The following is an 11,966-nucleotide window of genomic DNA, read 5'->3' on the forward strand; positions in this document are numbered from 1 at the left end:
CCTGCGGTTCGATTATCGATAAACGCGCTCGGAAAAAGCGCTCATGCCTGAGCGGATCATCAGTTCGTAGACCATCCGGCGGCTGATCGGGTTGTGGAGACGGGCAACCTTCGAGCCCAGAAATTCGGTTTCGACGTGATCGAATGCGGCGAGATCGGCTGAATTGGCGATCAGTTCGGCGTAGAGCGCGTGGAATTCGCGGCGGCAGACATAGGTTTTATACTTGGTCATGCAGAAGGCGGAAAAGGCTCCGCCGCAGTCCCGCAGGAAATCAGCCATGCCGATTGTCACCTCCGGCCAGGCCGGATTGAACGTATCGTCAAACGCAATGACGCCGTGATCCGCAATCGTTTCCATCGCAAGCCTGCTATCGGCCGCGACATGTCGAAGCATGTGGCCGCCATCGATGCTGAAGAACCGGATTTTACCGATCTTGTCGGTGAGTTGGTCTGGCTCCAGCAGTGTGCTGTCGCCTTTGATGATCAGCTCTTCGTCCACGGGCATGCCGAGCCGGCGTCCGTTTTCCAGAAAACGGCCGTATTGCGCGCTGACCCCATCGGCCGTCTGACCGATGTTGAAAAGGTCGATTGCCAATACCTTCTCGTCGCTGCCGCTGATCTTTCTGAGCAGAAAATAGGAGCGGCCATAGAACACGCCGATCTCGGCAAGGGCGCCGCCAAGGCTTCTGTCTTTCTGACTTTGCAGAAGCGAAAGGAAAACAAGTGCGTCCGGCGGATCGATATAGCCCTCGATCGTCTGGAGATCGTGGAAAATGAATTTTCGAATGACTGAGGTCATCAGGTCGCGAATCCGGTTGGTTGAGCCAAGAGATCGGATGGAACTCGATCGGAGCTGACAGCCGGCGAATGGGACGTCAGGCTGTTTGCGAGACTCAAAGCTTTGAGCCGAAGCATTCTATTTGCACTGCAGCAAAGTTCATAAGTAGGGCCATTCTGGGGCCACCCAGCGGCCAAAGCGCGTCATTTCCACTATCAAGAGTTGAGTAAAATGATGCGTTTCGAGCGGGCGCGATCGGCTCGTGATTGCTTTCGGGTTATAGTTGTCCCAAGAAGCGGACGCTGCCCGGGCTAGCGGTTGGCACGGAAGCCGTGGTGATCCCGTTCCGGCGGCGTTGCTGTGATAGGCGCGCGCTCGCCGCCGGGTCAGGGTCGAAGCCGGCTGAGAAACTGGGCAAAAACCATCGTGCCTTCCGGCCACGGACCGTGACCGGATTCGGTGTTGATGTGGCCGGATTCGCCGGCGTCCACCAGCAGCGAACCCCAGGCGTTTGCGATATCGCCGGCATGATCATACGATCCGAACGGATCGTTGCGGCTTGCGATCACCAAGCTCGGGAACGGCAGCGGATCGCGCGGATAGGGACCGAACGTCATGAAGTGCTTCGGGCGGATTTTCGGATTCGTCACTTCCGGCGGGGCTACGAGGAAAGCGCCGGCAATCTGCTTTTCCGCGAGCGGCAGGGCATGAATGGCGGTCGCAACGCCGAGCGAATGCGCCACGATGACGACAGGCTTGGTCGCGGAATTGATCTCTTCGATCATGCGCCGGACCCAATCCTCGCGTACGGGCTTTGCCCATTCGGCCTGCTCGACGCGGCGCGCGGAGGCGAGCTTGTTCTGCCATCGGGTCTGCCAATGGTCCGGTCCCGAATTGGTATAGCCGGGAACGATCAGGATATCTGCTTCGGATGCTTTCATAATAACGGCGATTTGTGCCCGAGGGCGACGGAAGTCAAGTGAAAGAGACGCAGATCTGGTATATGCTTGCTGCACGGGACGGTTGGTCACGACGTTCCGTGACGGCGAATGCCGCCAATATCGAGAGCACTGGATTGAGGTCAGCGATGCCGAGATCCCTCGAAAATACTGATTGTTCTCGAATGGCGTGACGATGCGTGTGTTCAAGGAGGAGAATTGGTCATGACGACATTCCATGTATTGGCAGGCTCCAGCACCACTATCGAGCATCCGGTAATTCGCAAGATCGGCGTCGCCGATGTCTTCGACGCGTTGCGTCTCGGCTGGCAGGATTTCAATGCCAAGCCGTCTCATTACGTCTTCCTCTGCCTGATTTACCCGATCGCCGGTGTTGTGCTTGCCGCATGGAGTTCGGGCGCCAACATGTTGCCGATCCTCTATCCGCTGGCTTCCGGTTTTGCCTTGCTCGGCCCGGTCGCCGCCATCGGTCTCTACGAGATCAGCAGGCGCCGCGAAAAGGGGATGAACACGTCGTGGCGGCACGCTTTCGATGTTCGCCGTTCTCCAGCCTTACCGTCGATCATCGCGCTTGCTTTCATGCTGTTTGTGCTGTTCGTCGCCTGGCTGCTCGTTGCCCAGTCGCTGTATGTGCAGATGTTCGGTGACGTGCCGCCGGCATCGATTTCAGCCTTCGCCAACCAGGTTTTCGCAACAGATCAGGGATGGAACCTCATCCTGGTCGGCAATGCCGTCGGCTTCGTCTTTGCCGTGATCGTGCTGTCGACCGTCGTCGTGTCGTTTCCGCTATTGCTCGACAGGGATGTCGGCGCCGTAGCGGCGGTCGAGACGTCGGTGCGGGCAACGCTCACCAATCCGGTTCCCGTTGCCGTTTGGGGGCTGATCGTCGCCGCAGGCCTCGTTATCGGCTCGATCCCAGTCTTTGTCGGGCTCGCCGTCATCATGCCGATACTCGGACATGCGACGTGGCACCTCTATCGCAAGCTCGTGGTTGCGCCGGAGACCAAATGAAGTGGGCACGAAACGAACGTGCCGCCAGATAGGCGGCACGTTCGTGCTTTAGTGTGCGCCGCTTAGCGGAAATATTTGAAATAGGATGAGATTTGCGCCGAGGTATTCGACGACGGGTCGAGACGAATGCCGATTCTGTCGCCGCGATACCATTGCACGGCGCCGGTCAGGTGACCGAATTCGTTGCTCTCGATCGAAACGTCCTGGCCAGTCCTGGCATTGATATCAAAATAGAGCTGGAAGCAAATTCCGGCCTCTGACAGGTCCTTGACGATCCCGCGGCTCGATCCGCCCTTGCAAGTCACCGTACCGGTGAATTTGGTTGTAGTGCGTTCCACCTTGCGTTGGATCACCTGCTGATGCCGCATATTTCCACCCGGTTTCCGTGTTCTCGTTTTTCGCAGCCTCTCACGAAAGGCTGACGAAAGGCTTGAGAAAACCGTTCAAAATGGAGCGATGTGGGCTGAAACCGGACACCCTGCGCGATGGTGGAACGGGGGAGCCTCTTCGGCTCCCCTCTACAGTGCCGCGCGTCAAATATGACGCGCAAATGACGCTGTAACACTTTGAAACTGCTGCATAATACTTAAATCTGTGCCGATTTAAGGAATTATGCAGCAGGCATCAACCGAAGACGCGATTGAAGATCGTATCGACGTGCTTCGTATGATAGCCGAGGTCGAATTTCTCGCGGATATCCGCTTCGGGCAGGAAGGCCCTGACTTCGCTGTCGGCGAGCAGTTCCTCGAGGAAATCCTTGCCCTGCTCCCAGACCTTCATGGCGTTGCGCTGCACGAGGCGATAGGCATCCTCGCGTGACGCGCCGGCTTGCGTAAGTGCAAGCAGGACGCGCTGCGAGTGAACAAGTCCGCGGAACTTGTTCATGTTCTTCATCATGTTGTCCGGATAGACGAGCAGTTTGTCGATCACGCCGGTCAGGCGCGCCAGCGCGAAGTCGAGTGTCACCGTCGCGTCGGGGCCAATCATTCGCTCGACGGAGGAGTGGGAAATATCCCGCTCGTGCCACAAGGCGACGTTTTCCATGGCGGGCAGGGCGAAGGCGCGCACCATGCGTGACAGCCCGGTGAGATTTTCCGTCAGCACCGGGTTACGCTTGTGCGGCATGGCCGACGAGCCCTTCTGGCCCGGCGAGAAATATTCCTCGGCTTCGAGCACTTCGGTGCGCTGCAGGTGACGGATTTCGGTTGCCAGGCGCTCCACGCTCGAAGCGATGACGCCGAGGGTGGCAAAATACATCGCATGACGGTCGCGCGGGATGACCTGGGTCGAGACCGGCTCAGCGGCAAGGCCCATGGCCTTGGCGACGTGTTCTTCCACACGCGGATCGATATTGGCAAAGGTGCCGACGGCCCCGGAAATGGCGCAGGTGGCGATCTCTTCGCGGGCAGCGATCAGGCGCTTCTTGCAGCGTTCGAACTCCGCATAGGCCAAGGCGAGCTTGATGCCGAAGGTGGTCGGCTCGGCGTGGATGCCGTGCGAGCGGCCGATCGTCACCGTGTCCTTGTGTTCGAAGGCACGGCGCTTCAGCGCCTCCAGCAGCCCGTCGAGGTCGGCGAGCAGGAGGTCGCTCGCCTTGACGAGTTGCACGTTGAAGCAGGTATCGAGCACGTCGGAAGAGGTCATGCCCTGGTGCACGAAACGCGCGTCCGGACCGACGATCTCGGCAAGATGCGTCAGGAACGCAATGACGTCATGCTTGGTGATGGCTTCGATTTCGTCGATGCGCTCGACGTCGAAGGTGGCAGCCCCGCCCCGTTCCCAGATGGTCTTTGCAGCCTCCTTCGGGATCACGCCAAGCTCGGCGAGCGCGTCGCAGGCATGCGCCTCGATTTCGAACCAGATGCGGAATTTGGTTTCCGGCGACCAGATGGCCACCATTTCCGGACGGGAGTAACGGGGGATCATGGGCTTTCAGCTTTCGTCATAGGTGGCGTTGCCTGAGCCTCTAGCAAAGATGGCCGGCAATCTCAACGCCGCTGATCGGGCATCTTGCACGCGAGCCACAAGCTGGCGGCTGCAAGGGCGGCAAATCCGACCGGCAGATACAGGCGAATGCCCATCACGACAAACTGGTAAACGGCCGCAACCGACGTGAAGATGAACTGATAGATCCAGAGGCGGCTGCCGAATGGGCCGTGCCACCGCGCGTAAAAAAGGCGGTAGTCCATGGCAAACAGAAAGGCCGTTGCCGCAATGGTGCAGACCGTCAGGCAAAGAAAGAAGGCAGCGAAGCGGGTCTCCCGGCCGCGGCCATCGGCGCAAAAGCGGCCAAGAAGGACGCCGCAGGGCCATGAAACAATGCCGCCGCAGAGGTATAGCACAAGGATACTGTAGAGCTGGTAGGTTTCGGCACCGTTTTGCAGGCAGAGCGCTACGAGCGCGGACGCCGCCATCATCATGCCCCAGAGCGGTGACCCGAGAAGAATTTCCCGCACGCTCGGACGCGAGGCGAGAAGCCGCCGGCCCAGTCGCCGCATCAGGCCTGATTGCGGCCGAACCTCGGCAACCTGAAGGTCGATCATGGCACCACGGGGACCGGAACTGCAATCCACCGACCGTCGCGACCCTCGAAACCGAAGCTCAGCACCTGCACGAGCACGACGTGGACAGGGTCCAGGCCGGTCGGGTGATGAACCATGACGCCGCCGATCCGGTAAGCGGTCGGGCATTTGCGGCTCTCGGGGACGGCCGTGTCGGTGTGAAGGACGCGGTCCGACGCCTGTCCATCCTCGCTTTCGAATGAAAGGCTGAATCCGATCGATTGCGGCGTGACGTCCTTGCAGGGGCCGGATGGTTGCAGCGCGATTTCCTTCAGCGCCAGCGTGAAGGCGCCGCCAACCGGCGGCTCGACGGCATATTGCCGGTAGACCAGGCGATGCGCCGGAACCTCGGTCTCGGTGACCGGATTGAAGGCCGCCATCAATCCCGGATTGGCTGCCATGCTATAACGATCGACGAGTGCGCCGGCTTTCGCCAGCGTCTGCGCCCGAACCTCGCCAAGACCGGCCTTCTCGTCATCGATCCGCGCGCGGATCGGCGTGCCCGGCAGGTACGTGTCCTTGCGCGTGTCGATGAAGAAGATGTTGGAGTAGGGAAAGCCGGAACCGTCCTGAACGCCATATTCCTCGAAGGCGAAAACGCCGCCGTCCGGGGAAAAGCCGATGGACTGGAACGAGGCGATGTCGCCGGCGCAGGCCACCTCGGCCATCACGGCCGAGGCAAAAACCGCGGCAGCGATCCCGCCCGAAAACTTCACCCGCGTGCTCCCTCGGCATTGGCGCGCAGATTGTCGATGGTTTTGCGATAGGCGTCAACATGGCCACCGCCGAAGACCGCCGAGCCCGCAACGAAGACATTGGCGCCGGCAGCGGCGGGACGCGCGATCGTGTCGATCGTGATGCCGCCATCGACCTGAAGATCGATGGGACGATCGCCGATCATCGCCCGAATGCGGCGGATCTTTTCTTCCATTGCCGGGATGAACTTCTGGCCGCCGAAACCGGGATTGACCGTCATCACCAGAATAAGATCGAGCTTGTCGAGCAGGTAGTCGAGAACGCTTTCGGATGTTGCAGGATTGATCGAGACACCAGCCTTCTTGCCGAGCGCCTTGATCGCCTGCAGAGAGCGATCGAGATGCGGGCCTGCCTCTGCATGCACGGTGATGCTGTCGCAGCCGGCCTTGGCAAAGGCTTCGAGATAAGGGTCGGCCGGCGCGATCATCAGATGGCAGTCGAAATAGGCGTCCGTGTGCGGACGCAACGACTTGATGATGTCTGGGCCGAAGGAGATGTTCGGCACGAAATGGCCGTCCATGATGTCGAGATGGATCCAATCGGCGCCGGCGGCGACGACATCGCGCACTTCCTGCCCGAGCTTGGCGTAGTCAGCGGCAAGAATGGACGGTGCGATCCGGATGGGCAGGGACATGATCTAGGCTCCAAAAACTGTTTTGCGGCCAATAACACTGCTTTTCGCCGCAAACAACATTGGTGAACGACGCTTTGGCGTCATGCGGTTCTGTCTTCCTGCGACCAGACGGGAAGGAGATCGTTTTCCGCGGTCGTCGCATCGTGGACGCCGCGCGCGATCGCACGCGCCATGGTCGATGCCGCCACGGCGCCAAGATCGATGAAGTCCTGTACTGAAACGGTTTTTCCGCTCGTGCCTGTCGCAAGGGCAAAGACGAGATCGCCGTCGAGCGGCGTGTGTGACGGCCAGAGCGCCCGCGAAAAACCGTCATGGGCCGCGATTGCGAGCCTCTTTGCTTCCGCCTTGGTCAGGATGGCGTCGGTGGCGATGACGGCGATGGTGGTGTTTTGCGTTTCCTTCTGTCCGGCGCGGAATTTGACGCGAAGCTCGCGCGCATCCTGTGGGAAAGGCTGCGGCATGGCGAGCCCACTGAATTCAGCACCTATTTCGAACGGGGCTGCCCAGAAATGCCGGGTATCGCCGATGGTTGCCGAGCCGAGCGCGTTGACGGCAACCAGAGCGCCGATCGTGATGCCGTTGTCCAACACCGTCGAGGCTGTGCCGAGGCCGCCCTTGAAAGTCGCGGTCATTGCCCCGGTACCGGCGCCCGCGGTGCCTGTCATGAAATCCTCAGATGCCGCCTCGACCGCCGCGTAGCCGAGTTCGCGATAGGGTGGATACAGCCCCCAATCCTTGTCGCCGCCGTTGATCAGGTCGAACAGAATGGCGGCAGGCACGATGGGAATACGAAACGGGCCGACGGCAAAGCCGCGTCCCATTTGCCGAAGCGCCGCCTGGACGCCCGATGCCGCGTCGAGACCGAACGCCGAGCCGCCGGACAAGACCACCGCATCGACCGTCTGCACCGTATTGTGCGGATCGAGCAGGTCCGTCTCGCGCGTGCCGGGCGCCCCGCCCAGCACCTGAACAGCGGCGATGGCAGGCTGATCGCAGACGACGACGGAAACACCGGATTTCAGGCGAATATCCTCGGCATTACCGACCCTGAGGCCTGCGACATCGGTAATCGAATTTTTCGGGCCGGCGCGCATCATTCGGTTCCCGTGGCAGTGGGGGCGGGCACGAAACGGCCGTCTTGCCACCGGAGGAGCCGGTAGGGATTGTCCGCTAGTTCATGGTCTGCATTGAAGCGGATCGGGCCGATCGCGGTCTGATAGGGACCTTTGAGGAGCGCCTCGAGAAGCGGCGCGTCGTCTTTGCCGGCCTGGTCCTTCGCCTGCTCCAAAAGGGTAACGGCGGAAAACGCCGGCAGGACATAACCTTCCGGAATGAGCTTGGCCGCCGTCATCGCCTCGCTTGCGACCTTCGCCTCCGGCCGCGCCGCGTAGTCCGGCAATGACACGGCCAGCACGCCGTTCGCCAGCGAAACAGGCTGGTCGGCCGCGTTCAAGGTCTCGCCACCCATCAGCGTCAGAGCGACCTGTTCCGAGGCAGCGTCGCGGGCGACGATAGCTGTGTCCGGCCGGTCGCCGCCGGTGAAGACATGCGTGGCACCGCTCTTTGCCAACCGCCGCACCAGGCTGACCTGCTGTTCCTGCGCCGGACGGTAGGTGTCGGAAAACACCGGCGTCAGGCCGATTTCAGCCAGCGCCGCACGCACGCTTTCCACCAGTTCGCGCCCATGGATCGTCCCGTCCTCGATCAGTGCAAGCGGTTCGTTCTTCCAGCGGGACGCGATGATCTCGGTCACCTTGGCCGCCTCCATCCGGGCGCTCGGCACGAGACGGAAGAACGGCCACTTCTTTTTCAGTGCGTCCTCCATCAGGACATCGGAACGCACGCTGAGTGACAGCGCAGGAATGCCCGCCTCGGCAAGTGCGGGAAGCGTTGCCTCGAGGCTTTCCGTGCAGAGAAACCCGATTGCGGCTTCCGCGCCGCTGGCAGCCAGGGCCTTCCTCAGGTTTTCCGCGTCGTTCGGTTCGCAGGTTTCAGGTACCGAGATGATCTCCGACCCGCGATCGCCGGCCTCAAAGCGCGCGCCATCGAGCATCTGCTGTCCGAGCAGCGCGAACGGTCCTTCAACCGGCGCGACGACAGCGATCTTCACGCCTGCCGCCAGCACAGGAGCCGGCTGCACCGATCCGGCAATGAGAAGGCTTGCGACAATCGAACGGAACATGTGTTTTTCCAGGTGTATACAGCGCATGTTTTAAAGATGTGGCCGAAAGCGTCAAAGGAAAAGATCGTGACCTTCGCCGCCTGAACGGCAATTGCCGCGCATGACCAAGAAAAACTGCCTGACGGCTTTCATATTTTGTTGCAGCGTCTATGTGTAGACGTGAACACCGATCTGGAGACTGCCGTGTTGGACAAGACCCAACTGGATCCGCTGACTTACCGCGACGCCATGAGCCGCCTGGCCGGCCACGTCCATATCGTGACAGCAGCTCATGAAGGCGAACGCCGCGGCGTGACGATCACTGCGGCATGCTCGGTGTCCGACAGTCCGGCGACGCTGCTCGTCTGCCTCAATGGTGCCAACCCGAGAAATGATATTTTTGCGCGCAGCGGCAGCTTTGCCCTCAATCTGCTCGGCGCCGACCAGATGGATCTCGCCCATGTCTTTTCCGGCCGGAACAGTATCGATCCTGTGGAACGGTTTGAACACGGCACATGGGATGAATTGAAGACCGGCGCGCCCATTCTTCGCGAGGCCGTCGCGGCCTTCGATTGCCGGCTGATCGATATCAAGACGGTCGCCACGCACATCGTGCTGTTCGGCGAGGTCGTCGGCGTCACCCTCGGCGAACAAAAACCGGCTCTCGTCTACCTCGATCGGGATTATCGCACGTTGTAGATTTCCTCTAAGGGAACCGAAAAAAACAGAGCGAAAGGTCAATGGAAAATGGACAATGCCGCAATCGAGGAGATGTTTGCGGCCCTCGGTCCGGTTACGGTCAGGCGCATGTTCGGCGGCAAGGGCATCTATTTCGAGGGCCGTATCCTGGCGCTGGAGGTGGATGGCGACATCTTGCTCAAGGCCGATGCCGACAGCGCGTCGGAATTCGAGGCTGCCGGAAGTTCGCAATGGGCCTATGACGGCAAGGGAAAGCCGGTGAAAATGCCGTACTGGTCGATTCCGGACGAGGCGTTCGACGATCGGGACGAGATGGCCCGCTGGGTACGGCTTGCCTATGAGGCCGCCTTGCGCGCTAGGAAATAGCCATCGACTTCAGCGCCTTGACTGCGTCCTGCGCGAACACCGACAGCGGTTGCGGCAGGTCGTCGAGCGCAAACCAGCCGATTTCGGAGAGCTTATCGGGCTCCATCAGCTTCGGTTCGCCGGAGAAATCCTCGGTCACGAAAATCAGTGAGACCCAGTGGTGGCGGTCGGCTTCGACGCGTTGCTCGCTGAGGCAGAGAAACCGCGTGGAATGGATCGTCAGGCCGCTTTCTTCTTCCGCTTCACGGCGCGCGGCCTCTGCGGCCGGCTCCATATGATCGACCTTGCCGCCAACGATGCTCCAATGGCCGGCTTCAGGCGCCTTCAAGCGCTTGCAAAGCAAGAGCTTGCCGTCGTTCAAGACGGCAAGCCCTGATCCCACACCGGGGAAATCAATGCCTGGATGGGCCATGCGACTGCCTGAATCAAGCCTTGCCGGCGATCAGCATGAAGGCCGGAATATCGTCGCCGAAGCCGATCGGCGTCGGACCATCATCGTGATCGCGGCGATAGCGGTTGCGCCGATCGCGATTGTCGTCGTTGGCAGGATGCGGCTGAGGCGCAGGGCGATTGCTGTGGCGGCCGGCATTCTGCGGTTTCGTGTCTGCCTTGCGTTCTGATCTCACAGGTTCTGCCTTTGCTGTAACCGGTTCCTGGTCCGTCGATATATCGTCTGATTTGATGTCCGATTTGTGACTGGACACCGGACGGGGGGCGTGGTCACGGTCCCTGTCGCTGCGGCGTCCGCCACGCTTGCCGTCACGTCCGCCGCGCTCGGACCGGCCACTGTCGTGGCTTTCCATCGGGGCGGGCAGGGCGGAAAGATCGCCGTTCAGCCATTCGATCTTCTTGTCGATCAGCTTTTCGATGGCGTCGGCAAACTTCATGTCGCGCTTCGAAACCAGCGTGAAGGCGGCACCGGAACGGCCGGCGCGACCTGTGCGGCCAATGCGGTGGACATAGTCTTCCGCGTGGATCGGCACATCGAAGTTGAACACGTGGCTGACATCCGGGATATCGAGGCCGCGGGCTGCAACGTCGGAGGCGACGAGCAACTGGATCTGGCCGTCCTTGAAACTTGCGAGCATCTTCGTGCGCGAGCTCTGGTCCATATCGCCGTGCAACGCGCCAACAGAGAAACCGTGGCGGCTCAGCGAACGGAACAGATCGGCCACATCGAGCTTGCGGTTGCAGAAAATGATAGCGTTCTTCAGCTCTTCCTGGCTCTGGATCAGATCGCGCAGAACCGCGCGCTTCTCGTAATCCTTGCTGTGGGTCGCGACCAGGCGCTGCGTCACAGTCGTTGCTGTCGAGGAGCGGACGGAGACTTCGACGCGTTCCGGGTTCTGCAGGAAGCGGTCGGCGAGCTTCTGGATTTCCGGCGGCATGGTGGCCGAGAAGAACAGCGTTTGGCGCGTAAAGGGGATCAGCTTGGCGATGCGCTCGATATCCGGAATGAAGCCCATGTCGAGCATGCGGTCGGCTTCGTCGATGACGAGGATTTCGACGCCGGTCATCAAAAGCTTGCCGCGCTCGCAGTGATCGAGCAGGCGACCGGGCGTGCAGATCAGCACGTCGGCGCCGCGCTCAAGCTTGCGGTCCTGTTCGTCGAAGGACACGCCGCCGATCAGGAGGGCGATGTTGAGCTTGTGGTTCTTGCCGTATTTTTCGAAGTTCTCGGCAACCTGGGCTGCAAGTTCGCGCGTCGGCTCAAGGATCAGCGTGCGCGGCATGCGAGCACGGGCGCGTCCCTTTTCGAGCAGCGTCAGCATCGGCAGCACGAACGACGCCGTCTTGCCGGTTCCCGTCTGGGCGATGCCGAGAATATCGCGCCGCTGCAGGGCTGGCGGAATGGCGCCGGCCTGGATCGGTGTAGGAATGGTGTAGCCCGCATCGGTAACTGCGGAAAGAACTTTTTGGCTCAGGCCAAGGTCTGAAAAAGTGGTCAAAGGGAAATCTGTTTCCGTTCCGGTTCGGTCGAACTCTTGTGACTCGGCAAATGCTTTCGTTGCCGTCGCTGGGGCTCATAGTCCCATAGGCAG

The 11,966-nt window shown here is 60.7% G+C and carries 14 protein-coding genes; 3 read left to right on the forward strand and 11 right to left on the reverse strand.

The genetic code is table 11. From position 1 onward, the window contains the following. Positions 1-12: 12 nt before the first annotated feature. Both ACSQ2W_RS16825 and ACSQ2W_RS16830 read right to left on the reverse strand, forming a co-directional pair. The gene (locus tag ACSQ2W_RS16825) at positions 13-798 is read right to left on the reverse strand and encodes a class I SAM-dependent methyltransferase (RefSeq protein ID WP_436087282.1); all 786 of its coding nucleotides are present in this window, start codon (positions 796-798) and stop codon (positions 13-15) included. 365 nt (positions 799-1,163) lie between these two features. Next, positions 1,164-1,718 carry an RBBP9/YdeN family alpha/beta hydrolase gene (locus ACSQ2W_RS16830; RefSeq protein WP_436087283.1) on the reverse strand — a complete coding sequence of 185 codons (555 nt, stop codon included), beginning with the start codon at positions 1,716-1,718 and terminating at the stop codon, positions 1,164-1,166. Positions 1,719-1,940: 222 nt separating this feature from the next. On the opposite strand from ACSQ2W_RS16830, the gene ACSQ2W_RS16835 reads away from it, so the two are divergent. Then, positions 1,941-2,747, forward strand: coding sequence for a DUF2189 domain-containing protein (locus ACSQ2W_RS16835; protein WP_436087284.1), 807 nt, complete (start codon positions 1,941-1,943; stop codon positions 2,745-2,747). A 62-nt stretch (positions 2,748-2,809) separates the two neighbouring features. On the opposite strand, the gene ACSQ2W_RS16840 is transcribed toward ACSQ2W_RS16835, so the two are convergent. The 7 genes from ACSQ2W_RS16840 to ACSQ2W_RS16870 form a co-directional block, all read right to left on the reverse strand. After that, positions 2,810-3,115 (reverse strand): PilZ domain-containing protein, encoded by a 306-nt coding sequence (locus ACSQ2W_RS16840; RefSeq protein ID WP_436087285.1) that lies wholly within the window; start codon positions 3,113-3,115, stop codon positions 2,810-2,812. 256 nt (positions 3,116-3,371) lie between these two features. Further along, a complete protein-coding gene (gene purB, locus ACSQ2W_RS16845; protein WP_436087286.1) occupies positions 3,372-4,673 on the reverse strand; it encodes an adenylosuccinate lyase in 1,302 nt (433 codons plus the stop codon). Between the two features lie 62 nt (positions 4,674-4,735). Further along, positions 4,736-5,245 (reverse strand): hypothetical protein, encoded by a 510-nt coding sequence (locus tag ACSQ2W_RS16850; protein WP_436087814.1) that lies wholly within the window; start codon positions 5,243-5,245, stop codon positions 4,736-4,738. 41 nt (positions 5,246-5,286) lie between these two features. Further along, positions 5,287-6,024 carry a DUF2259 domain-containing protein gene (locus ACSQ2W_RS16855; protein WP_436087287.1) on the reverse strand — a complete coding sequence of 246 codons (738 nt, stop codon included), beginning with the start codon at positions 6,022-6,024 and terminating at the stop codon, positions 5,287-5,289. After that, positions 6,021-6,698, reverse strand: a complete 678-nt coding sequence (gene rpe / locus ACSQ2W_RS16860) for a ribulose-phosphate 3-epimerase (RefSeq protein WP_436087288.1) — start codon at positions 6,696-6,698, stop codon at positions 6,021-6,023. Before rpe ends, ACSQ2W_RS16855 begins: the two co-directional genes overlap by 4 nt. A gap of 80 nt (positions 6,699-6,778) precedes the next feature. Beyond that, positions 6,779-7,795, reverse strand: coding sequence for a P1 family peptidase (locus ACSQ2W_RS16865; RefSeq protein ID WP_436087289.1), 1,017 nt, complete (start codon positions 7,793-7,795; stop codon positions 6,779-6,781). Then, positions 7,792-8,880 carry a branched-chain amino acid ABC transporter substrate-binding protein gene (locus ACSQ2W_RS16870; protein ID WP_436087290.1) on the reverse strand — a complete coding sequence of 363 codons (1,089 nt, stop codon included), beginning with the start codon at positions 8,878-8,880 and terminating at the stop codon, positions 7,792-7,794. The genes ACSQ2W_RS16865 and ACSQ2W_RS16870 overlap by 4 nt, the downstream gene beginning before the upstream one ends. Before the next feature lie 228 nt (positions 8,881-9,108). Between ACSQ2W_RS16870 and ACSQ2W_RS16875 the strand changes: the two genes are divergently transcribed. Then, positions 9,109-9,558 carry a flavin reductase family protein gene (locus tag ACSQ2W_RS16875; protein ID WP_436087815.1) on the forward strand — a complete coding sequence of 150 codons (450 nt, stop codon included), beginning with the start codon at positions 9,109-9,111 and terminating at the stop codon, positions 9,556-9,558. A 48-nt stretch (positions 9,559-9,606) separates the two neighbouring features. Next, positions 9,607-9,924: a TfoX/Sxy family protein gene (locus ACSQ2W_RS16880; RefSeq protein WP_436087291.1), complete on the forward strand. Its 318-nt coding sequence runs from the start codon at positions 9,607-9,609 to the stop codon at positions 9,922-9,924. Here ACSQ2W_RS16880 and ACSQ2W_RS16885 read toward each other — a convergent pair. Next, entirely contained in the window at positions 9,914-10,336 is a 423-nt protein-coding gene (locus ACSQ2W_RS16885) for an NUDIX domain-containing protein (protein WP_436087292.1), read from the reverse strand. The two genes, ACSQ2W_RS16880 and ACSQ2W_RS16885, sit on opposite strands and share 11 nt — an antisense overlap. Positions 10,337-10,349: 13 nt before the next feature. Beyond that, the gene (locus tag ACSQ2W_RS16890) at positions 10,350-11,873 is read right to left on the reverse strand and encodes a DEAD/DEAH box helicase (RefSeq protein ID WP_436087293.1); all 1,524 of its coding nucleotides are present in this window, start codon (positions 11,871-11,873) and stop codon (positions 10,350-10,352) included. Positions 11,874-11,966 lie beyond the last annotated feature (93 nt).

Source organism: Pararhizobium sp. LjRoot255 (assembly GCF_964252905.1).
Classification (GTDB): domain Bacteria; phylum Pseudomonadota; class Alphaproteobacteria; order Rhizobiales; family Rhizobiaceae; genus Pararhizobium.

Excerpts from the sequence above, each read along its gene's own strand:
- ACSQ2W_RS16825 (WP_436087282.1), bottom strand. The coding sequence starts at position 798 with ATGACCTCAGTCATTCGAAAATTCATTTTCCACGATCTCCAGACGATC.
- ACSQ2W_RS16830 (WP_436087283.1), bottom strand. The coding sequence starts at position 1,718 with ATGAAAGCATCCGAAGCAGATATCCTGATCGTTCCCGGCTATACCAAT.
- ACSQ2W_RS16835 (WP_436087284.1), top strand. The coding sequence starts at position 1,941 with ATGACGACATTCCATGTATTGGCAGGCTCCAGCACCACTATCGAGCAT.
- ACSQ2W_RS16840 (WP_436087285.1), bottom strand. The coding sequence starts at position 3,115 with ATGCGGCATCAGCAGGTGATCCAACGCAAGGTGGAACGCACTACAACC.
- purB (WP_436087286.1), bottom strand. The coding sequence starts at position 4,673 with ATGATCCCCCGTTACTCCCGTCCGGAAATGGTGGCCATCTGGTCGCCG.
- ACSQ2W_RS16850 (WP_436087814.1), bottom strand. The coding sequence starts at position 5,245 with ATGCGGCGACTGGGCCGGCGGCTTCTCGCCTCGCGTCCGAGCGTGCGG.
- rpe (WP_436087288.1), bottom strand. The coding sequence starts at position 6,698 with ATGTCCCTGCCCATCCGGATCGCACCGTCCATTCTTGCCGCTGACTAC.
- ACSQ2W_RS16865 (WP_436087289.1), bottom strand. The coding sequence starts at position 7,795 with ATGATGCGCGCCGGCCCGAAAAATTCGATTACCGATGTCGCAGGCCTC.
- ACSQ2W_RS16870 (WP_436087290.1), bottom strand. The coding sequence starts at position 8,880 with ATGTTCCGTTCGATTGTCGCAAGCCTTCTCATTGCCGGATCGGTGCAG.
- ACSQ2W_RS16875 (WP_436087815.1), top strand. The coding sequence starts at position 9,109 with ATGAGCCGCCTGGCCGGCCACGTCCATATCGTGACAGCAGCTCATGAA.
- ACSQ2W_RS16880 (WP_436087291.1), top strand. The coding sequence starts at position 9,607 with ATGGACAATGCCGCAATCGAGGAGATGTTTGCGGCCCTCGGTCCGGTT.
- ACSQ2W_RS16885 (WP_436087292.1), bottom strand. The coding sequence starts at position 10,336 with ATGGCCCATCCAGGCATTGATTTCCCCGGTGTGGGATCAGGGCTTGCC.